General features: G+C 60.7%; 12 protein-coding genes and 1 CRISPR repeat array (1 of these 13 cut by a window edge). Of the genes, 3 read left to right on the top strand and 9 right to left on the bottom strand.

All coding sequences use genetic code 11. The annotated features are described in order from the left end of the window. Window positions 1-200: 200 nt before the first annotated feature. Window positions 201-1,337: an ABC transporter ATP-binding protein gene (locus tag H5P28_RS12990; protein ID WP_185676139.1), complete on the bottom strand. Its 1,137-nt coding sequence runs from the start codon at window positions 1,335-1,337 to the stop codon at window positions 201-203. Window positions 1,338-1,492: 155 nt separating this feature from the next. Next, a complete protein-coding gene (locus tag H5P28_RS12985; protein WP_185676138.1) occupies window positions 1,493-5,662 on the bottom strand; it encodes a TIM-barrel domain-containing protein in 4,170 nt (1,389 codons plus the stop codon). 464 nt (window positions 5,663-6,126) lie between these two features. Here H5P28_RS12985 and H5P28_RS12980 point away from each other — a divergent pair, with 464 nt between their 5' ends. Further along, entirely contained in the window at window positions 6,127-9,006 is a 2,880-nt protein-coding gene (locus H5P28_RS12980) for an alpha-amylase family glycosyl hydrolase (RefSeq protein ID WP_185676137.1), read from the top strand. Between the two features lie 388 nt (window positions 9,007-9,394). On the opposite strand, the gene H5P28_RS12975 is transcribed toward H5P28_RS12980, so the two are convergent. The 3 genes from H5P28_RS12975 to H5P28_RS12965 all read right to left on the bottom strand — a co-directional run bounded on the left by H5P28_RS12975 (window position 9,395) and on the right by H5P28_RS12965 (window position 15,136). Beyond that, window positions 9,395-10,177 carry a hypothetical protein gene (locus H5P28_RS12975; protein WP_185676136.1) on the bottom strand — a complete coding sequence of 261 codons (783 nt, stop codon included), beginning with the start codon at window positions 10,175-10,177 and terminating at the stop codon, window positions 9,395-9,397. Window positions 10,178-10,433: 256 nt separating this feature from the next. Next, the gene (locus H5P28_RS12970) at window positions 10,434-12,629 is read right to left on the bottom strand and encodes a glycoside hydrolase family 66 protein (RefSeq protein ID WP_185676135.1); all 2,196 of its coding nucleotides are present in this window, start codon (window positions 12,627-12,629) and stop codon (window positions 10,434-10,436) included. Further along, window positions 12,629-15,136 (bottom strand): MGH1-like glycoside hydrolase domain-containing protein, encoded by a 2,508-nt coding sequence (locus H5P28_RS12965; RefSeq protein WP_185676134.1) that lies wholly within the window; start codon window positions 15,134-15,136, stop codon window positions 12,629-12,631. Before H5P28_RS12965 ends, H5P28_RS12970 begins: the two co-directional genes overlap by 1 nt. A 146-nt stretch (window positions 15,137-15,282) precedes the next feature. On the opposite strand from H5P28_RS12965, the gene H5P28_RS12960 reads away from it, so the two are divergent. Then, window positions 15,283-16,305, top strand: coding sequence for a LacI family DNA-binding transcriptional regulator (locus tag H5P28_RS12960; protein WP_185676133.1), 1,023 nt, complete (start codon window positions 15,283-15,285; stop codon window positions 16,303-16,305). Window positions 16,306-16,313: 8 nt separating this feature from the next. Here H5P28_RS12960 and H5P28_RS12955 read toward each other — a convergent pair whose 3' ends face one another. The 4 genes from H5P28_RS12955 to H5P28_RS12940 all read right to left on the bottom strand — a co-directional run bounded on the left by H5P28_RS12955 (window position 16,314) and on the right by H5P28_RS12940 (window position 20,226). Beyond that, the gene (locus tag H5P28_RS12955; protein ID WP_185676132.1) at window positions 16,314-17,027 is read right to left on the bottom strand and encodes a type II secretion system protein; all 714 of its coding nucleotides are present in this window, start codon (window positions 17,025-17,027) and stop codon (window positions 16,314-16,316) included. Window positions 17,028-17,120: 93 nt separating this feature from the next. Then, entirely contained in the window at window positions 17,121-17,963 is an 843-nt protein-coding gene (locus H5P28_RS12950; RefSeq protein WP_185676131.1) for a carbohydrate ABC transporter permease, read from the bottom strand. After that, window positions 17,960-18,877 (bottom strand): carbohydrate ABC transporter permease, encoded by a 918-nt coding sequence (locus H5P28_RS12945; protein ID WP_185676130.1) that lies wholly within the window; start codon window positions 18,875-18,877, stop codon window positions 17,960-17,962. Before H5P28_RS12945 ends, H5P28_RS12950 begins: the two co-directional genes overlap by 4 nt. Continuing rightward, the gene (locus tag H5P28_RS12940; protein WP_185676129.1) at window positions 18,874-20,226 is read right to left on the bottom strand and encodes an ABC transporter substrate-binding protein; all 1,353 of its coding nucleotides are present in this window, start codon (window positions 20,224-20,226) and stop codon (window positions 18,874-18,876) included. The genes H5P28_RS12945 and H5P28_RS12940 overlap by 4 nt, the downstream gene beginning before the upstream one ends. Before the next feature lie 380 nt (window positions 20,227-20,606). Between H5P28_RS12940 and H5P28_RS12935 the strand changes: the two genes are divergently transcribed. After that, entirely contained in the window at window positions 20,607-21,056 is a 450-nt protein-coding gene (locus H5P28_RS12935; RefSeq protein ID WP_185676128.1) for an outer membrane protein, read from the top strand. A gap of 88 nt (window positions 21,057-21,144) precedes the next feature. Continuing rightward, window positions 21,145-21,786: a CRISPR direct-repeat array (repeat unit 33 nt; unit sequence GTTTCAATCCGCACCCCCCTCGCGGGGGGTGAC) (it continues 864 nt past the right edge of the window).

Raw genomic sequence — 21,786 nt, 5'->3', positions numbered from 1 at the left:
GGGTAAGGGCAGGAGAGAACCGTGTTCTCGGACACCGCAGACCTTAACAAAACGGAGCCCGCGGATAAGTCCGTGCGAGTTTTACAGTTGAATCACGATCATAAGCGCTCATCCCAGGCACCCCGAAAACAGCACCATTCTGCCCGAGGCCATCGCACTACCAGCTTAAGGCGTTACGCGCACGTCGACCTCAACAGACCTTAGTTTCTCGCGTTTCGTGTGGCGAGGTTGGCCTCAGTCATCGGGTCGAAGAGGTGCGCCTTGCCCATATCGGGCACCAGGCCAACGATTTCGCCGCTCTGGAAACGCTGCGAACAACCGACCCGCGCGACAAACGCGTGCCCACCAGTATCCAAATGCAAATACGTCTCCGCGCCCATCGGCTCGGACACTTCCACCCTGGCCCTGATAGCAGACTCCTCATCCACCCCGGCCAGGCGCAGGTCCTCGGGCCGGAGGCCGAGCACAAACTCACCCCCGATCCCCTGCCCGACCTGCTCGCGGAAACGCGCGTCCAGGCCGACGGTGAATGCGTTCTCGCTATCGTTGCGCTCGGTGAAAAACAAAGCGCCAGCGTGCTGATGGACCGCTCCCCGGAAAAAATTCATGGGCGGACTCCCGATGAATCCGCCGACGAACATATTGGCCGGACGGTTGTACAGCTCGAGCGGTTCGGCCACCTGCATGATGTGCCCGTCTTTCATGACACAGATTCGGTCGCCCATCGTCATGGCTTCGACCTGGTCATGCGTCACATAAATCATCGTCGTGTTCAGCCGGGTGTGGAGTTTCGAGATTTCCGTGCGCATCTGCACGCGCATCTTCGCGTCCAGATTCGAGAGCGGCTCGTCAAAGAGAAAGACCTTGGGCTTGCGGACGATGGCCCGCCCCACGGCGACACGCTGGCGCTGCCCGCCGGAGAGCTGCTTGGGCTTGCGCTCCAGCAAGCTCTCCAGCCCCAGGATTCCCGCGGCATAACGGACCCGTTCGTCGATCTCGGCCTTGGAATACTTCATCAACTTCAAGCCGAAGGCCATATTGTCGTAAACGCTCATATGGGGATAGAGCGCGTAGTTCTGGAAAACCATGGCGATATCGCGGTTCTTCGGCAGCACGTCGTTCACCACCCGCTCGGCAATGCTGATGCTGCCGGCGGTAATATCCTCCAGGCCCGCGATCATCCGCAACGAGGTTGACTTCCCGCAGCCCGAAGGGCCCACCAGGACCATAAATTCGCGGTCACGGATCTCCAGATCGATGCCCTTGACCGCCCGGAAGACCGTGCGTTTGCCATCGCGGTACTCCTTGACCAGATTCGTTAGGTTTACCTTAGCCATAAAAATAATCGCTCGCCGGGGTTGGGGATCATGCCACCGCCGATGGGGCCGACGGCGATCTGTCCTCCTATCATGCACAATCCGGCCACAAAAAAAACGCGTAACGGGTTTAACCGTTACGCGTTGTGTTTAAGCGGGGTACAGGGCTACCTGACTCAGGGCGCTCCCAGCGTCAGGACACCGTTATCCACGGTATAGATACCCTTGGCGCTGACGGTGTAGTTCGAGCCACTACCATTGTCCCAGGTGCCGCTTCCGTTGTTGAAGACAAACTCCACCGCGGTCGCGTCGAGAGTGATGACCTTGTAGCCCGGCACGGAGCTGTTCGCCATGGTGGCACCCGGCAGGGCCGTCCATCCGGCGCTGTCGGCGTTGTAGTGGATGTTTGCCTGGCTCCAGGTCGTCGCGTAGTAGATCGTCACCGCCGGATAGCCGGAACTGACGCTGTGGGTGGCCGCGTCGATGGAGTATTTGCCCGGAGCACTGATCGTGTAGTTGCTGCCCGCGTTGTTCTCCCAGTTTGTGCCGTCGTCCGTGAAGGCGAACTCGACCGAGGTGCCTTCTATCGCGAGGTACGCGTAACCGGGGAAGTTCGCGTCCTCGACCATCAGCTCGCCGGGGAGCGTCGTCCAGCCCTTGTTGTCCACATTGTAGTGGATATGCGTCTGGGGCGTGAAGTCCGAGTCATAGTAGATCTCGATCCGGATCGGATTGTAGTCGGGCAGCAGGTTGCCCCCGAAGCCCACCGTGTAGAGACCGGGCTGGGTGATGGTGTAGTTACTCCCGTTGTTGCTGTCCCAAGTGCCGTTGCCGTCATTGAACGCGCACTCGAGGCTCTGGGCGTTGATCTCGATGTACTTGAAGTTCGACAGCGCGGTGGACTGCATCTGCACGCCGGGAGTCGTCGTCCAGCCGGCCCCATCTGCGTTGTAATGGATGTACGGGGTGCTCCAGCTCGTTTCATAATAGAGGCGGATGCCACCCGGTGTCCCGCTGACGACAGAGTTGTCCGTGGAGTCGAGGGTGTACGTCCCTGGCAGCGTGAGCGCATAGTTTGAGCCGGAATTGTTCTCCCAGTTCGTGCCGTTATCGGTGAACGCCACCTGCGTCAGCTCGTTGGCATACACGCTCAACTCGACGTATTCCGGGTCCAGCGAACTGGTCGTCATGGTCACGCCGGGGAACGCCGTCCAGTCTCCGCCGTTGGCCTGGTAGTGCATCTTCACGGATGTCCAACCAGCGGGTGGCAAATAGTAAATCGTGAAGCTCTTGGGCTCGCCGCTCATGATCGTCCCGGAAACCGGATCAATCGTATAGGTACCAGAGGAACTGATGGTGTAGTTGCTTCCTCCGTTGTTTTCCCAGTTCGTGCCGTCGTCCGTAAAGGCGAACTCCACGCTCGTGGCGGGGATGGTCACAGCCTTGACCCCGGGATAAACGCTACTGTACAGCAACTCGCCCGGGAACGCCGTCCAGCTCCCGTCGATGCCCGCGTCATAGTGGATGCGCTCGGCAAAGTCCGTGATGTAGTAGATCGTAATCTGGTTGGCCGAGCTGTCCGTAGCGGTGATCGTCACTGCCTGTTCGGTCTCGTCCGTTTTGACGTAGAGGATCCGGTCCGCGCTGTCGTAGTAGTAGCCCGTGTCCTCGGCTTCGAGCGCGGTCAGACTGGGGTACGGATCGGCGGGTGCGCCACCCAGTTGCACCGTGGTCGGCGCGTCGATAGCGTGCCGGGCAACCATATAGGAGGTGTGCCCATGATCGTACGTGCCCTGCTTGGCCCCGATGGTGAAGGTCCAGACTCCGGCGCTCGTAGTGTTGGTCAGCGGCGTGATGGCATACTCTCCGGACTCATAGTCGAAGCTCTCCCCGTCGTCTTCATAGAGGGTGAACGTCGTCGTCTCATCCCCCGGCCAGGCATGGATAATCAGTTGCTCGGCCTGGTATTCGTTCGCGTATTCCATGACCGGGCCCATCGGGATGATGGCGCCCTCGGTGACGTACATCGGCATGACGTCGATCGGCGTCGATTTCGTCACGGTCGTGCCACCGCCGTGGAAGCCGTCCCCGTACCAGTAATACCAGTCGGTACCGCTGGGCAGATAGGAACTGCGCTGAGTGGCCCCGGTCTGATAGACGGGCGAGGCCATGAGGAAGGGGCCGACCATGAAGTCGGTGTCGCTGCTGGCCTGGTGCGTCTGCGGATCATCCGGGAAGGAGAAGAACATCGGGTTGTTAAGCGGGAGGCCCGTCTGCGAGGCGCGGTAGGCGAGCGAATACAGGTACGGCATCAGGGCGTAGCGCATCTCGATCGCGCTCTTGATCTGAGCCGCATTGGCGTAGAGCCAGGGTTCGCGCATCTGGTCCCATTTGCCGGAGTGATTGCGGAAGAACGGCATCAGGCTGCACCACTGGGCCCAGCGGGCCATCGATGCGCTGGAGACATCCCCGAGGAAGCCCCCAAGGTCATGCCCGAAATACACCTGCCCGGAGATCATCGTGCTCAGGCCCACGCGCAGACTCGGCACCTGCCCATAGCCCGATCCTGCGCTTTCGTTGACATTGTCACCGCTCCAGTTGAAGGCGTAGCGCTGGATGCCGGGCCAGCCAGCCCGGGAGAGCACAAACGGGCGGCGGTTCGGGTACTGCTCCGCCAGGGTCGCGTAGGTATTGCTCGCCTGATACACGTTATAGGTGTTCTTCAGGTAGATCTGCTGGCGGCGATAGTCGCTGGTACTCGACCCATAGCGCCCGTCCGCCGAGTAGAGGCCATTGAGCGGGATGGGCTGCGACTGCGCGACGGTGTCTCGTTCGTCCGCCTGCTCGTTAAGGTCGTTCCAGATACCGTCAAAGGCGTAGGTATTGAGGTAGTTTTTCTGTTTTGTTTTCCACCAACTCTGTGTGCTTGAATTGGTAAAATCGATAAAGGACACATCGCCAAAGAAGACCCAGGCAATAGCTGAATTTCCGTTGTTATCCTTGATCAAGTGCGAGGCGTTGTTGGCCTCGGACCAGAGCGGATCAGCTGATGCTAGCCAAGCTTCGATGAGGGGGACCGCCTTGATATTATTGGTGTGCAGATCGTTAATCAGGCCCACTCCATCTTTAAACCAGTAATTCGCGTTATTGGGGTCGTCCTGAAAGGTCAGCTGCCGCATGTCGTTGTTGCCGCGGTACTCATTGTCGTCAAAAGTGCCGCCGGGCGGGACGATGTGCGGGTCGCTGTCCATGTAGTCGATATCAAAGTAGATAGCATCGAGCGGATAACCTTGCGCGCGCGCGGTCGCGACCACGTTGCGCATCTGGTCTTCCGTGTAGGTCCAGCGGGAGAGATGGTGCCCCATCGCCCAGCGGGGCGGGAGCGCCGGCAGGCCCGTCAGCTCGGAGTAACGGGAAAGCACCTGCGCGGGCGTATGATCGTCGCCGCCGCCGAAGAAGAAGTAGTCAATGTACCCCTCGGTCGCCTCAAAGGAAAACTGGTCGCTGACCGTGGTCAACTGGTCGCGCTGGGCACCGCCATAGGGGCGCTCCTTCTGAAACATAAAATTGGGACGGGCCGGGTTATTCCAGAAAACACCATAGGTGAAACCGGGCTGCGTGGAGGTGGCTGCCTGCACGCCGTACATGAACGGCATCGTCATGTACATCGGGTTTTTATCCTGGTTCCAATAAAAGGCGTCTGAGTTCCACCCCTGCACCACTTGCCCGCGGCGGTTGAGCTGGAAGGGGACTTCGCCCAGGCCGAAGTAAGACTCGTTGGTCGGGCTTTCCTTCACCACGCGCACGCGGTACCAGGCGGCGATGTTGTTGCTGTTCTTCAGCAACTGGAAGGACGTGTCATTGTAGGGATCGTAACCGGTGTCGTACTCCATGCGCTTGTCGCGCAGCAGGTATTGCCCGCTCTGCGTCTTGTCGATGAAGTCGATTTTCAGGCTCGGGCTCTTCGTCACATGGACAATCAACTCGTCGGTCTCGATCGTATAAACGGCGCCGTCCGTAAAGGTGGCGCTAAACGCGGGCCACTGGTCCAGCGGCTTGGCGATCGCGACATCCTCGTGGGACTCGATGCCGCCCCAGTCAAACTTCACCCGGATCAGGTCCGGGGCGTAGGGAATGACTTCGCAGACCCCGCCCGTGCTCAGGGCAAAGACCGCCTTCTGTTTTCCCGATTCCGTCGCCGTGGTCGCCGATGTCACGGAACCGACCGTGACCGTCTGGCCAAACAAAGCCGTGCTCCATCCGAAAAACAGGAGCGCGACGAACAACGCTATTTTTTGCACGCCGAGGCCCGTCAAGCCCGCGGCATTTTTATATTTTTTCATCATGATAAGACAGGGTTAAACGAACGCTTGTGAGGAGTCGTTGGGGCCGTCCTCGAAGCCGGCGTTGCTCAGCAAAACAACACCGGACGAAGGCAGTCACGTTAGGGAATAAATCCTGACCGGTAACGCGGGCAGAGGCATAACGCCCGCGAGAAGAGTCAGAGGTTTTCAGCAACAGGGGAAGAGGAGGCAGTCTCCTCGCAAGGGCGCTACCCTACCAACCGCTCCCGAACCTTAAAGCCCGATCGCGTTAAACAGTTCACAGATTGCCCGCGCCGCGTAGCTGCCCTCGCTCGTTTGCGCACGGGCATCGACCGCTGTTCAACTGTCAACACTCAAAGATATTACAAGCTTCGCCGGACGCGGATACCGTTCGGCCTGTGATTCTCATCTCACCGATCCTCTGACAGTCGGCCGGAGACATTCGGCTCAGCCGCCCGTCAGCCACCCCCAAGGAAAGCACCCGTATGAAAACCCGACCTTGTTATCTGCTCCTCACGATCCTCGCCCTGCTCCCGGGCGGCCCCGCGTTCGCCCAGGCCAGCAATTTCAGCCAGCTTCATTTTCGCGGCACCCCTAACGGATGGAACACACAGCCCATGACGCTCATCTACGATCACCTGTGGCTGACCGATACCACCTTCAACGGTCTCGGTGACGCCAACGGCGACGACCGGTTCAAGTTCGACACCTCCTATGACTTCTCCGGGGCCTACGGGGACACGGACGCCAACGGGATTGCCGAGCCCGGCGGCGGAGACATCTACCCGCCGCTGGGGCCGGGTTCGTACCGGATCCTCTTCGACGACGAGACCCTCGCCTACGCCGTCACCCGGCGCAACTACACCGAGGTCTATGTCCGGGGCACGGCCAACGGGTTCGACCTGAGCTGCCCAATGGCCCTGGTCAATCATCACACCTGGCAAGCCGAGCTGAGCTTCTCCGGCGACCCCAACGACCGCTTCGTTTTCGATCACTCGCAGGATTGGTCGGGCAAACTGGGTGACACGGCGCTCGACGGCACGGTCGAGTCCAACGGCGGGGACATTCCCATCCCGGCGGCAGGCAACTACCTGATCACGCTCAACGACCAGACGCACGCGTACAGCCTCGCCAACATGAGTGCCCGCAACTTCGACCAGGTTTACTTCCGCGGGACCCTCAACGGATGGGGCAACGCGCCCATGAGCTTCGTCGGCGACCACACCTGGGTGATCGAGGTCAACTTCGTCGGGCAGGCCTCCGACCGGTTCAAGTTCGACCGCTTCGGGGACTGGTCCGAGTACTACGGCGACAACCAGTCTGACGGGATCGCCGAAAGCGGCGGTGCCGACATCCACGTCTCCCCCGACCGCTATTTCATCACCTTCAACGACGACACGCTCACCTACTCCGTCACATCGACCGACGCCGCCGAGCCGATCAAACTCGGGCACACCTATTCACCCGAGCTGACCACTTTTGCCATTTGGTCCCCCGACACCGCCAATGTCAAGCTGTCCATCGACGGGGATGTGTACACGATGCTCAAGCAGCCCGATAATGGCGACTACACCGATGTTTACGCCATCCAGGTTTACGGCGACCTTGTCTTGAAAGAGTACTATTTTCTCGTCGACGATGTGCAGGTGCGCGACCCCTATGGCCGTATGGTTGTGCCGGGCACGGACACAAACATCGTGATCGATCCGTTCCAAACCACTCCAAGCGGTGGGCGTATCGCGCCGCCCTCCCTGGTCGAGCGCGAGGACGCCGTCATCTATGAAGTGCATGTGCGCGACTTCACCATCCACAGTTCCAGTGGCGTGGATGCGGACAAGCGCGGAAAGTTCCTCGGGATGGTCCAGCCCGGCACCAGCTATGGCGGGGTCAGCACCGGGCTTCAGCACTTGATCGACCTGGGGGTCACCCATGTGCAGCTTCTGCCCATCTTCGACTACGGGACCTGCTCCGCCAAAGACCCCGATTACCAACCGGACAGCTACAACTGGGGGTACGACCCGGAAAACTACAACATCCCCGAGGAACGCTACGCGGTCGATCCCTACGACTATCACGGGCGCATCCGCGAACTCAAGGAGATGATCGACCTTCTGCACGCGCATGGCCTCCGCGTCATCATGGACGTGGTTTACAACCACACCTGGGTCATCGAGACCGAGGACGCCTACGGGAACAAGCAGTTCTCCCATCCCGAGGGCGAGAACATGTTCTCGGACATCACGCTGGATTACTTCAACACCAACGCGCCCGGAACCTATGGGCTGGCCGGGACCGGCAACTCGATCAACCCGCGCGTCCCAATGGTCAGCCGCATGATCCGCGACTCCCTCGAATACTGGGCCGGTGAGATCGGGGTCGATGGATTCCGCTTCGACCTGATCGGCATCTTCGACTACTCGGAAGTGGCCGGCTGGGCCAGCTACCTCGAGACGCGCTTTCCCGACCGTCAACTCCTGATCTACGGCGAGCCCTGGAACGGCTACGCCACCGATCCGGACGAAGCCGAGCGCGTGCGGCTGGGTACGATCGGGCTCATCGCCGACACCCATGTCGGCTGCTTCAACCCGAAACTGCGCGAAGCCATCAAGGGCAACAACGACAACGGCAGTGGCGGCGGATACGCCTTCAACCAGCTCGCCAACATGTGGGAAATCCAGGTCGGAAGCCGGGGAGGCATCCGTTATGCCTATACCCCCAGCACCACGGTCAACACCTGGGACTCGATGTTCGCCAACGACCCGGAGCAATGCATCAACTACGTCTCCGCGCACGACAACCTCTGCCTCTGGGACAAAATCGAAGCCTGGGCGAGCTTGAACGGCATCAGTAACCCGACCTACAAAAAGCGCATCTCGACCTTTGCCAACGGGATCGTCCTGACCTCGCAGGGAATTCCCTTCCTTCACGGCGGTGAAGAGTTCCTGCGCACCAAGCAAGGCGACAGCAACAGCTACAAGTCGCCCGATGCTATCAACCAGTTCGACTGGCAGCGCAAGGCTGACAACCTCGACATCTTCGCCTACTATCAGGACCTCATCAGCACCCGCCGGGCTCATCCGGGCTTTCGCATGAATACTTGGCAGGAGATCACCGACAACATCACCACCTACAGCCCGACCTCCACCGTACTCGTCAACCACATCCACGGCGCCGCCAACAACACCGACAGTTGGAGCGAAATCTTCGTGATCTACAACTGCGGCCTCAATACGACTGTCACCCTCCCCTCGGGAGACTGGCACGTGGCGATCGAAAAAGCCGACCCAACCGAGGGCAACGGTCGCACGGTATCCGGCAGCATCGTAGCCGAGGGCACCGCCGTCACTGTGCTCTACCAGGAGTAGCTCCCGCTTTCGCAGTTATCAGATGAGCCTGTGGCTCTGGGGGTGTAACGCGCCGCCCGGGCCGCAGGCTTTCTTATTAACAGCCAGATCGAAAGCCATCGTTACAGGCAATGCTTTCGGCTCTTTCGAGTCGTCCTGTCATCCCTATCCCATTTGGTTCAAGATCATGACTCAGACGCGGATGAAACACGGATGGTGTTTTTAATCATTATTATCCGCGTTCATCCGCGGCGAATCTCATTTATCCGCCTCACGAGGACCCGTCTGATCCCTGCGTCAGCCACGATCAGACCGAACCGGCCTACCCCATCCGTCTCTATCCCAAAAAAAAGCGGCCCGGCATGCACTGCCGGACCGCTCTTTGACTGGCACAACAAAACCGCCCGAATCAGGCATTCTTACGGCGGCGCAGAGCAACAAGCCCATAGGCGACCGCCCCGAAAAGGACGGCCATCTGGCCCGGCTCGGGGATTGTCGAGAGATTGTTGAAAAACAGCGCGTCGGCGTCGGTACCGGCGGTGTCCCCGGCGTACAGCTTGATGCTCCGGGCAACGCCATCGTAGGTACCGCTGGCATAGTCTTCCACACCGCCGCTGCGGGTGATCGACCAGGTACCGCCCGAGGCGGAGTCTTGCGTGAATACGATGTGGAAAAGCGTGTCGTCGCTATAGGCGTTACCGATGCTTCCGTTACCGGTGGCGGCGCTGTTCACGACATAGTCGTCGCCGCCGACATTGAAGTTGAAGATGGTTTCCTCTGAGGCCCCGCGCAGGTCGATTCCCTTATTGCCGTTGCGGAAGTTGACCGCAATGTCGATGGAGAAGCTCTGCCCCGCGCTCAGGCCCGCCGGGTCAATGAAGCGGAACGCGGTGGCCTCGGATCCATTGGACCCCGCCATGCGGAACGACACCCCGTTGGTATCCAGAAGGGGCGCATTACTGCTGAGACTGGAGACGCTGGCCGTCTCGTGGGTGATATCCGAGGTGTCGCTGTTAAGGAACCACATACCATAGGCACCGGGACCGGTGATGAAACCATCGGTCCCATCCACCCATCCGCTATCATAGGCGGAGGCACTCGCATTATCCGTGCCGAGAGTCGCTGAGAAGGCCAGTGAAGGCAGCGCAATACCGCTCGCCAAAGCGAGGACAAGATTAGTTAGTTTATTCATATTTCGACAGTTGGGTTAGGCGTGAGATAGAAAGCAGGTACTCTCTCGCATGGCCCCAAAGGGCTCCATACCCCTGAGGCACGCCGAAGCGCTGAAACCCATAAACCGTTCGCCGCGCAATTCGGAATTGCCAACGAATAGCCCTCGGTGCCTGGTCCATGCGAAAAGTACACATCCTTGATTAACGGTGACAGGGTTAGTTTTGTTCAGAGTGGGCGGATTCTCCAGTTTGTCAGGATTTGACAGTTAAATGCTTTCAATACTGGACAATGACAGTGCCGTACACAGCCAGTTCAGGGACGGTGAACAGCACTTGGCCATTCTGAAGCTCAAAGGGAAGTTCGACCGGGAGCTGATACTGCGGACTGTCCGGGCTGGCGTAGAAAACAGCGGTCGGACGCACCCCGTCGGGAAGCACCATCGACACAGGAAAGTCCTTTTTCACCGAAACGGAGCCGGGAACTTCCGACCACTTCGGCTGGTTGCCCAGATTCAGCATCTGCAAGCACAGCGCCCGGCGGCGCGGAGCGAGGAAGGAGCGGGTTACACAACCCTCGACGGGGACATAGGCGTCCCAGTTATTCACCTCACGCCCGTGCGTATAGCCGTAGAGCATGGCGTCATGCGCGTAGTAGGCCTTGAGTATCGCCTCGCTGGCGGCGCTCAGGGGCTGATGGTCCGGGTAGAAAAGGGAGTTCAGCGCGTGCATGCTGCCTGTTGCCTCGTCGGGCTCGCCGACCACCATGAGGCTTCCGCCGCCCGTCATGGTCGCGCCCAGGATACGCGTCAGAGCCAGCGTGGGCCAGGTCGAGCGGGGCGGGTCCATATCGGCGGGGTAGAGTTTGAGAATGACGCGTTGGTTGCGAGCCGCGCGGTGATGGAAGCAGATATCGACCAGATCGCTCAGCATGGGGGCGTGCCAGCGCCAGATCTCCAGAAAGAGGAAATCCGTCACCCCGTACATATTCTCCACCCCGAACTCATTCACGCTGTTAAAGGAGACCAGCCCGTGTTCTTTGGTCCGGCGCGTCATCTCGGTGACATCGGCGACGAAGCCCTGAAGCACCTCCGCAAGCGGTTCGCCGTCGTAGCGGCTGCCGTCCGCGTAGAAGCGCGCGTCAGCGTTGTCACCGTAGGTGTCGATCTCAAAGCCGTCAAACGCGGCGATGTCTCCGTCCCCGGGGCGAAGGGCACGCTCCAGTTCCGGCATGATATAAGAGCGCCAGCGAGACCCTTCGGAAATGTTCATGAGCCAGAACCATTTTTGTTTACCTTCGGCGTCGGCCCGGCTTTCGGTCATGATCTCGCCGTTAAAGATCTTCGCCCTGCCCTGCGCGTCCGTCATCGGGTCGGGGATTTTCCGGTACACGCTTTCGGAGGCGGCGTAGGCCGCGATGTAGGCCAGCGCCAGAATCCCCTTACGCTGACAGGCTTCGATTTTCGCCTTCACATCGAGGCCGTTGATGGCGATGCCGAAAGGCTCGAACGGGTACGCTTCGCGCCGGGGGGCATAGTTGCCGTGAGCCGGGAAGTAGTCATAGAACTCGACCGCGTTAATGTACAGGTCCGCCAGCATGTCCGCCTTGGCCGTATAATCCGCGGGCTCGTCGGGATAACTGGCGAAAAACCCGTAGCGCAGATCGTCTTCGGGCTCGTCCGTCACCGACAGGATGATCCGCTCGATGGCAAGCGTCTCTCCGCTCGGCGAAGTCAGCGCGACATGGGCCACGTAGCCGCCGATCGCGGGGAAGCCCGGCACCGGCAGGACGTTCTCCGCTCCCCCGACCGGCTCGGAGGCCGAGTAAAGCTCCCGCCCCCACGGCGTCGTGACGCGCAGGTGCAGGGTCATTCCAGGCTCTGGCGCTTGCACACGGGCGTTGATCTCGTTCGGCTGGCCGGGGGCGGCCCAGACCTTGCCCGCCGACAGTTGCAGCACGGGCGATTTCTCAGGCAACACGGCTGGCGCTTCGCCCGGAAGCGTGGGTAAGCCGCTCAGCTGTCCGACCGAATTACTCCCGTCCCGCTCGTCCACATTCGGGTCCGCAACCCAGATCATGGCTCCGTCCGTCGTTTCCACCACGTACTGGTACACGAACCGTGCCTCCGGCAGGTCGATCAACTTGTACCAGACGCCGGAATCAGCCCGGCGCATCGCGAAGCGCGAGCCGCGGATCACGCCGTCGTCGTTACTGGCCCAACTGTTAAAAGAACCAGCCAGGTGGACCTGCTTCACGTCCAACTCCTCCGGGGGCGTAAAACGAAACAAAACTCCCGCGGTGCCAATCAGCGGCGGGCCATCGCTTTCCAACGATTGCTCAAAGGTTACGTCCATCGGCACCGCAGGCGGGGATGTCTTTGCAGTAGCTGACGCGGCGCTCCCGCCCAGAAGCATCAGGGCAAAAGCGAGCGCGGGCAGCAGGCGGGAGGGGGACAGGGTAAGGGGCGAAATCATCACTGATCCTGGCTGGCGTTGATGAGCGAGAGATGGACTCCCGCCAGGTTGACAAAGTTATAGCAAGAGTCGCCGCCACCAGCCCGCGCCGTGTACTTTTCGTTGCTGGCAAGGTAGCTCATATTCCGGGAGAGGGGATCTTCGAACAAGCGCAGGCGATAGTACGCCTTCTCGTCCAGATCAACAAGCAGGGAGTTGGACAGAGCGTACTTATCCCAACTGCCTGATTGCGGCATAATCACATGGGCCGAGCGGATCACTGCTCCGCTTTCCTGGGCCAGCACCTCCAGGCGCTTTACCGCGCAGGTGATACCGGTGTTGATCGGGCCGGAGCCGTTGGAGAACTCGACCCTCACCGCGTAGCGACCGGTGCGGGGCACCCTCACCCCCCGCAGGTCGATGACATCGTCCGGCCTGCCCCAGCGCTCGAGACTGCCGTGTTCGTCCCGTTGCCCGCCCGCGGAGGACATTTGCGCAACGGGAATACGCACCGACTGCCCGGCGCTGCGGGTGCTGCGCCCCGGTGTCGGATGGGACGTAAAGCCCGAGTGCAGATGGCGGCTCACGAGGTGGTAGCTGTAAATTTTTTCCCTATACGCCCCCGAGTCGGGGTCCACCCACTCTCCCTGCGTGATCCCATGCGCGCACACCTGCCCGTCACGGAAGATATCGACAACGATCCGGGGGTCGGAGGGTTGGGTAAAGCTCAGTCGTAGCCGGCCTTCTTCCGGCCTGACCGCGCCAGCGGCATCGTCCCATTCCGGGGCCGGCGGGCTGTAGATCCCGTTCCGCTCGTTGACCGTCAGGACGATCCCGTCCGGGGTATCTCCCGTATCTCCCCGGGAAGCGTCGAGGAAGACCTCCCACGCATTGCGGGGGCTCAGTTCGGAGGCGGAAAGAGTCCGCCCGGTCACATCCGTACCGTTCACCAGTACTCGGACGCAACGGGCGACGGCGGAGCTAAACTCCGCCACAGGCGGGAGGTGAACCAAAATGTCGTTGACCGTTCCCTGATAGGGCAAGTCCCTGATCTCCATGTGAGCGCTCCTGGCAAAGAGCGAGCGCCGCATCCAGGCCGTGACGGTGGGCTCCAGGCGAAGTCCCTCCTCCGTCGCCCGGAAGCCGAACACCACCTCGTGGACGAGAGACAAGTACCCGGCGACCGACCACAGTTGCCGCCGGGAGTTGATCACGGGCCCCACCCGTTCCCCCACGCTCACATGGGCGAGCCCGGATACGAAGTCGAAGTTTTCCATGTTGGAGAGATTGGACGCGGCCAGTTCCACCAGGGAACGGACCCCGGCATCCATCGCCGCAACGTTGTTCACCTTGCGGGCAGCCTTGAGCCAGTAGGCCGTCACGAACGGCCAAATCCCCTGATTGTGGTAGATGGGGACGTCAGCTTCCTGCGGCCAGACCACAGGCGGGCCGTACCGACCGACCGGGTAGCGGGCCAGCATCCGCCGGGCGCGCTCCTCGTCGGCAATATCAAAGAGGATCGCCAGGCATTGGCCGAGCAAGTCGTAGCGCTTGACCGGCAGGGTGCATTCGCCGGACTCCGTCAGTTGGTAGGCCCGGTAGAGCCCTTCGTCCGCGTCGTAAAAAACGCGGTTGACCGCCTCCCGCAGTTCCCGCGCCCAGCTCGCATAACGCTCCTGCTCGGCCGGGTGCCCCAGCTCGCGCGCGCAAGCCGAGGTCGTCTCCAGCATGAAAATATAGGCGGCGTTGGTGGAGAGAGCCTTGGACATGGCGATGGCGAGCACGTTGTCCGCCGTCCATTGCGGATAGGTCTGCTCCCGCCAGTCCAGGAACGATTGTTCCCCGCGATAGAGTCCATCGGCCTCGTCGAAAATCAGCCGCCGGTCCTGCTCGATGGTGTCACGCAGAAAGGGAAATATCTCCGCCCGCCACGCGGTACGTTGCGCGGGTTCCAGACAGCACAGGGTCTGGTGCGCGCCGAGCGCCCAGACGACACGGTCCGTCGAGACCGGGTAGCTCCCGCCCGAGCCGGTGTCCTGCACGATCTGGTGCCGGAACCCGCCCTCGACGCAGGCTTTGAGCTCCGAGGCCTTAAAGCGCAGCGAGCGCATGGCCCGCTCGGGGTCGTAAAGAGCCAGCCCCAGGTGAAGCGCGTAGGCCAGATCCCGCGTCCACACGAAGTGCCACTTTTCTCCGGTCTGGTAAACATCCGCCTCGAAGGCTTTACCGTGCGCGTAGTCGGCGTCGCTGACCCGGGAGACGGCGTTTTGCCGCGCCTCTTGGACCGCCATCGCGTAAAGCGCGTCAAAGCGCATACTGCCACTGCGGCAGCGCGGCCCCGCCTCCGGCTCCGCAATACGGATGCGTCCGTCGGGCGGAAACTCATCCCGCAAGGGCCGATCCGTCCGGAGCTCATACGCACGCGCGCCGCCGGCGGATTCATCGACCATTTCGACCGTTGGCAGACCGTTTGCTCCGGTGTGAGGTTGAAACAGCAGGTCCTTGTAAATGATTGAGGGTGTCGCCACAGGCAGGTTGAGTTATGGTTCGTCTGAAAGGGAGGGAAAATCGTTATAACCATAAGAGGCGCTGAGAGGAATTAATCAAAGGACGAGCCCTTAAACAGTTAACTTCGCGTTGACATTATCGAATATACAAGGACAGACTAAGAGCTATGCCCCCAACGATCAGGAGCCTTGCCAAATTGGCGGGCGTCTCGCCTGCTACCATCTCTCTCGCCCTTCGCAACGACATCCGCATCAGCGCACAGGTACGCAAGCGCGTGCAGGAACTCGCGGAAAAAGAAGGTTACAAGCCCAACCCCATCGTCTCTCAACTGATCGCCCAGGTGCGCACCGGCCAGAGCGCCAACTACAAATGCACGCTCGCAGTCATCAAAACCGCGCAGCACCGCAAGGACGCCGAAGAGCACACGGTCCTGAGTTGGAACCACGCCAGCATGGAGCGGGCGGCAGAACTGGGCTACACGGTGGACCACTTCGTCCTGGCCAGGGAGCCCATGCGCCCGCAGCGGCTCGCCAAGGTGCTGGAAACCCGCGGGATCAAGGGACTCATTGTGACCGGCCCCTTCCACGACGATGATATCGCGGCGAAATACGCGCCGCTGTGGGAGCGTTTCGCCGCCATCATCCTGGGGGAACGCCCGGACGGGACCTCGCTCTCCTCCGTCATTAACGACCAATACAACACGGTCCGCCAGGCGATGATCGAAGCGCACCGACTGGGCTATCGCAAACCGGCGCTCTGCGTCCATCCCTACGTCGATGAGATCCTCGAATACCGCCTCACGGGCGGCTATCTGGTGGAGTTGCGGACCCAGCCCTGGCAGAGCAAGCTGATGCCGTTCGACTACATGAGCGAGGGCAAGAAAGTTTTTCAGAAGTGGTTTTTACAACGCCGCCCCGACATCATCCTGACCCTGCACACCGAGATCCGCGCCTGGCTGGAGGAAATCAATATCCTCGCACCGCGGGATGTCGGCCTCATCCACCTCGATCACGAACCGGCCCTGGCCGACTGGGCGGGGATGAGCCAGAACCACCACCACGCGGGCAAGGCGGCCGTCGATATGCTCATCGGGAAAATCCACCGCAACGAGACCGCGTTCTCCAGCTTCCCCAAGTGCATCACGATCAAGAGCGAGTGGCAGCCTGGACCGAGCGTGAAGCAGCAATGACCCTCAGCTCAGTACTGCTTGTCCGGGGGCACGATTTCGCCCAGCTCGGCGCTGCCGTAGATCTCGTCCGCGGGCAGTAACTCGACGTGCCCATCGACAAAGCCGACGTGGCCCTTGCCGTCGAAACGGGAGGACGGGCGGTCGATGAACCAGACACAGAAAGCGTCGTTGGGGTTCTCCTCTTCGTACACGATCACCTTTTCGGCAGGATCGTCCACGTAGTACAGGTTGATCGTGGAGAGGGCCTTTTCAAAGCCGCTGGGCTCACTCGCCCCCTCTTGCAGTTCACCCTGGTTGATGAGGAAGTTAAACGTATAGCTGAAATTCCTGCCCGGCTGACCGACCTCGGCCAGGCCCGCGTCGTTGGGCGCACGCAGTCCGGCGGCGGCGGCCTCCGCTCCGCCCATATAGGCGGCCAGGGCGGTGCCCTCGGTTTCGGCTACGCCGTTACGGGTCACGTAAAAGTAGTCGCGCGGCTCGTCCAGCCCCACATTGTCCGAGGCGACTTTGGGCAGGTGTCCGCCATGCTCGTTGGCGTAGAGCTGCCCGGCCAGCAGAATCTGACGCACCTGAACCGCCGCCTCGCTCGCACGAGAATGCTTCAGGGTGTTGCCGCCCACCGTGATGATCAGGGATGCCAGAATCGCGATCACCGCGATCACCGCCAAAAGCTCGATCAGGGTAAATCCAGGACGGGGGGTATTTCCGGACCAATCTTTCATGGTTTTCCTATTTCAGTCGGGTTTGGGCCGTGCAGCAATGCAAGCACATGTAAACAGTTAACTCAAACGATTTCGTCCTAAGCGCAGCGTTCATCATCCTTTGCCCCCCGTGGTCGCGATTCCTTCCACGAAATAGCGCTGGGTGAAGAAGAAGAGCACGACGACGGGGATGACGACGAGGGTCGAGGCCGCCATCAGGTAATGCCAGTCCGTCCCCCCCTCGCGGCTCTGGTAGGCCTGCAGGCCGAGCGCGAGTGTGAAGTCCGACTGGTCCGTCAGGTAGATCAACGGCCCCAGGAAGTCGTTCCACGTGGCCATGAACTGGAAGAGTGCGACCACAATGAGCGCGGGCTTGGCCAGGGGCAGGATGACCTGGCAGAATATCTGCCACTCGCTGGCACCGTCGATCTTAGCCGCCTCGGAAAGTTCCTTGGGCAGCGTGAGGAAGAACTGCCGCAGCAGAAAAACGTTGAAGGCCCCGGCCATGAAGCTCGGCACCCACAGCGGCTTGAAGCTCCCGATCCAGCCCAGCTCGCGAAACAGCGTGTACAGCGGCACCATCACGACGGGAAAGGGGATCATCATCGTCGCCAGCACCAGAACAAAGACCTTGTCGCGCCCGCGCCACTCGATGCGGGAAAACCCGTAGGCCGCCAGTGCGCTGCTCAGCACCGTGCCGATGACCGTCATCGTGCACAGGTAAACCGTGTTGCCCGTGTAGCGCCAGAACATCTTCATCTCCTCGATGGCGCGGGGGTAGTTGTCCCACTGGATGTGCGAGGGCAGCCAGCGCGGCGGCACGGTCATGGTCTCGTTCAGCGGCTTGAGCGAGGTGGAGAGCATCCAGACAAAGGGCAGGATAAACACCACTGCGCCCGCCAGCAGGAGCACGTACAGGCAGAGGCGTTGGAGGATGTGCGCGGTCTTCGAACTCATTTTCCAGCGTAGTAGATATGGCGCTCGGCGACATAACTCGCCAGCAACGTCAGCACCAGGATGATGACGAACAGGATCAGCGCGATGGCGCAGGCGTAGCCCATGCTCCAGGCCTGGAACCCCTTATTGAAAACATAGGTGGCGGCGAAAAGCAGCGAGCGTCCGGGGCCCTCCCCGCCGTTCGTCATCACGTAGGGTACGGCGAACACCTGGAACGAACCGATCAGCCCCATGATGCCGTTAAAGTAAATAACCGGCGAGATGATCGGAAGCGTCACGTGGACGGTCTTCCGCCAGAAACCGCAGCCGTCGATCTCCGCCGCCTCGTAGAGGGCGCGCGGCACGTCCTGCAGGCCGGCCAGGAAGATCACCACGGCATTGCCCACGCCCCACATGCTGGCCAGGACCAGGCCGAGCTTGGCGTAGGCCGGGTCCGCGAGCCAGTTGGGCGGGTTGACGCTCGTGCCGAGCACGGCGTTGATCGCGTCGCATAGCGGGCTCAGCATTTGGTTGATCAGCCCCATCTGCCCGTTGAGCATCCACTGCCACAGCACCCCGAGGCAGACCATAGGCACCAGCGAGGGCAGGAAATACACCGTACGGAAGATTTTCTTGCCCGGCAGGTCGAAGTTCAAGAGCACGGCCAGCAGGATGGCCGAGACGAGGTTGATCGGGATCGAGAGCGCGGCGAAGTAAAAGGTGTTCCACAGCGACTGCCAGAAAAGCTCGTCGCGCATCAGCTCGCGGTAGTTGTCCAGCCCGGTGTACACGGGCTTGGACAGCACGGAGTAGTCCGTGAGCGAGTAATAGCCGGAGCTGATGAGCGGATACAGGCTCATCAGGATAAAGCCTGCCAGCCAGGGACTGATGAAAATCAGTCCGACGCGGAGGTTACGTTTTTCATGCCGGGTCATTGCTGGTCCCACTCCTTCATGCGTTCGTCGCGCACTTTTTGCCAGTTGTCGTACTTGCGTTTAAAAAGGCCCTGCTGGCGCTCCTGCAATTCCCCGGCGGCCTGCTCCGGGCTCTCCGCCCCGCGCATGATGTCGTCGATGGCGCTGCCCATATCCGCGCTGAACTCGTTAAAGGTCAGCATCTGCGGACGCCAGCGCGCCAGCGGGCTTTCCGCCAGATGGCGATAGACGCGGATGTGCGGGTTGGGGTGGCGGACGTAAAAGTCCTCGCTGACCTGTGCCAGCGGGCTGAATTTCAACTGCGCCAGGCACAGCCGCTCCATCTGGGCGGGCTCCTGCAACCAGGCGATAAAGGCAAAGGCTTCCTCGGGATGCCGGGCCCCGCGGGGGATGACCAGGCAGTCGCACTCAACCAGGCTCGTGCCGTAGTTTTCCGCCTTCAGCGAAGGGAAAGGCGCCACCCCCCACTCGAAGTCGTCCGGGGCGAAGTTCTGGATAAAGTTGTACATCCACGGCCCCTGCAAAGCCATCGCCACCCGCCCGCGAAAAAACGGATTCTCCGGCGATGCGAAAACGCCGCTGAGCTGGCGAAACCCCAGCAGGGGCCCCACCCCGTAACGCTCCGGATAGCTGGCGATCCATTTCAGGGCGGCCATGTTGGCCTCGCCGGTCGCGGTCACCGCATCCTCCCCGTTCCAGACATCGCCCCCGAACCAGAAGCTCCAGTTGGCGTTCCACCACCCCGGCTCCGTCGGCAGGTGTCCGAGCACGAGGATGTCGCCCTCGTCGTTAATACGGGTGAGGCGGTCGTTGTACGCCTCCAGCTCGGCGATGGTGCGCGGCGGCTTGTCCGGGTCCAGACCCGCCTCGCGAAACAGTCGTTTATTCCAGTGCAGGGCATTCGCGCTCGGCGTCGTCGGCAGGCCCCAGAGCCGGTCGTAAACGACCAGTTGCCCCCAGACCGAGGGCAGATAATCTCCGGGCTCGATCCCGGCGCGCTCCGCGTATGGGTTGAGTGGAGTGAGCGCCCCATTGGTGGAAAAAACCGGCAAGTCCGCCGCCCAGACACCGGCGACATCAGGGGGATTTCCGCCCGCCGTCGCCAGCATGAGCTTGCGGGTGATGTTGCTGACCGAGAGGAATTTGACGTAAATACGATCCTGCGAAGCGTTGAACTCGTCCACCAGATCCGCCATTGCCTGGCGCTCCGGTCCGCTCCACTTCTCCCAGTATTCGATGACGATGCGATCACCGCCCACCTGATCGTCGGCGGTCTCCCCGAGCCAGAAACCGAACGCGACAATACCGGCAAAGATGACACCAAAAATCAATACACGCGGGGCAGGCATAGCACTTGATAAGAGAATAACAACACAATGCCATTGAGCAAACTATACTCACCCCAAAGGACGACTTTGCCATTGCTAATCAGTTAAACAAATGAGCAGCCGCTCACAATATTGACGCGTCCAGGCGAAGTGGGCCTCTTGCAAAGTTAGTCGTCACTTAAAAAGCCCTATTAGGCGGCGCTTTTGATTTTGAGGTATTCTGTGGTGGGTCCGGGCATAGGTGGTCGAGGTTACGAAAATCGCGCATCTGCTCAAAAAGGACGGCTGGGACGTGGGCAAGCGACTCGTGCAGCGTCTGCGCCAGCAGATGGGGCCGTTTACTTAAATCCGCCCTTGAACTTGAAGGGATTTATATCAGTGAACATTCGCCGGTCAGTACCATGCCGGTTCACTCCAGCTTTCTGGGCACGCAGTATGTGACGGTTCCCATCTCCACCAGCATCGTCCTGCCCAACGCGGTTCTTGTCCTTCAGACTCCGCACTCCGACAAGATTTTTCCTTACTTCGAGCTGGGAGCCGGAGGGGCCTTTGTCTCCATCAGCGGATCGGACTCCGCGAACCCGTCCGAATCCGGCATCAACCATTTCAATTCGGACCCGGACGCCTCCGACTTCGTCTTCGCGTGGCAGTTGAAAGCCGGTATCAAAGCTGAAATATTCAAAAACACTTACCTGTTTCTCGAATACCGGTACCTCTTCATCGATCCGACCAGCTATACGTTTGGCTCCACGGACTATCCCGGCGTTCACCTCCCGACGACGAGCTGGAACGTCAATCTTGGCCGCCAAGAATACAATTTGTTCATCACCGACCTGCAATACAAGTTCTGACTTAGGGGTCCTTCTGATGGATGTTGCCCTCAACAATAGCTTCAAATGGCGGCGTTATCCTGACCATAGTCCAGACTGATGTCCGGCGCGCTCAATCCGCACCCCCCTCGCGGGGGGTGACTGCGCGGACGATGCGCCACGAGGCGGGAACCTTGTTTCAATCCGCACCCCCCTCGCGGGGGGTGACAGCGCTGGCCACACGTCCCGCATGAGGCGCTGGTGTTTCAATCCGCACCCCCCTCGCGGGGGGTGACAGGTGCGCCACGGCAAAGCGGGCGATGAGCGCGAGTTTCAATCCGCACCCCCCTCGCGGGGGGTGACCCTTTCCATCTTGGTAGAAAATATTGGAATAACGTTTCAATCCGCACCCCCCTCGCGGGGGGTGACGCGCCGCCTCGCACCGGCGGCACAGGCTGGTCCCGTTTCAATCCGCACCCCCCTCGCGGGGGGTGACCGGTGTGGAGCGGCCGCCTGATGAACTCGCAGAAGTTTCAATCCGCACCCCCCTCGCGGGGGGGTGACGCCAGATCACGGGCGTTGGCATCGAGCTTTTGATGTTTCAATCCGCACCCCCCTCGCGGGGGGTGACATGGTTTTTCCATCCGTATGTGGGATTACGAAAACGTTTCAATCCGCACCCCCCTCGCGGGGGGTGACCGAGTGATGCGACCGGGGTAGCCAATGTCCTGCGGTTTCAATCCGCACCCCCCTCGCGGGGGGTGACTGCTGG

It is taken from the genome of Ruficoccus amylovorans, assembly GCF_014230085.1.
Lineage (GTDB): Bacteria > Verrucomicrobiota > Verrucomicrobiia > Opitutales > Cerasicoccaceae > Ruficoccus > Ruficoccus amylovorans.
The sequence above is the reverse complement of the archived record's forward strand: the minus strand, read 5'-3'. Positions and strand labels throughout refer to the sequence as shown.

Coding starts and splice junctions, on each gene's coding strand:
- H5P28_RS12990 (WP_185676139.1), bottom strand. CDS start 1,337: ATGGCTAAGGTAAACCTAACGAATCTGGTCAAGGAGTACCGCGATGGC.
- H5P28_RS12985 (WP_185676138.1), bottom strand. CDS start 5,662: ATGATGAAAAAATATAAAAATGCCGCGGGCTTGACGGGCCTCGGCGTG.
- H5P28_RS12980 (WP_185676137.1), top strand. CDS start 6,127: ATGAAAACCCGACCTTGTTATCTGCTCCTCACGATCCTCGCCCTGCTC.
- H5P28_RS12975 (WP_185676136.1), bottom strand. CDS start 10,177: ATGAATAAACTAACTAATCTTGTCCTCGCTTTGGCGAGCGGTATTGCG.
- H5P28_RS12970 (WP_185676135.1), bottom strand. CDS start 12,629: ATGATTTCGCCCCTTACCCTGTCCCCCTCCCGCCTGCTGCCCGCGCTC.
- H5P28_RS12960 (WP_185676133.1), top strand. CDS start 15,283: ATGCCCCCAACGATCAGGAGCCTTGCCAAATTGGCGGGCGTCTCGCCT.
- H5P28_RS12955 (WP_185676132.1), bottom strand. CDS start 17,027: ATGAAAGATTGGTCCGGAAATACCCCCCGTCCTGGATTTACCCTGATC.
- H5P28_RS12950 (WP_185676131.1), bottom strand. CDS start 17,963: ATGAGTTCGAAGACCGCGCACATCCTCCAACGCCTCTGCCTGTACGTG.
- H5P28_RS12945 (WP_185676130.1), bottom strand. CDS start 18,877: ATGACCCGGCATGAAAAACGTAACCTCCGCGTCGGACTGATTTTCATC.
- H5P28_RS12940 (WP_185676129.1), bottom strand. CDS start 20,226: ATGCCTGCCCCGCGTGTATTGATTTTTGGTGTCATCTTTGCCGGTATT.
- H5P28_RS12935 (WP_185676128.1), top strand. CDS start 20,607: ATGCCGGTTCACTCCAGCTTTCTGGGCACGCAGTATGTGACGGTTCCC.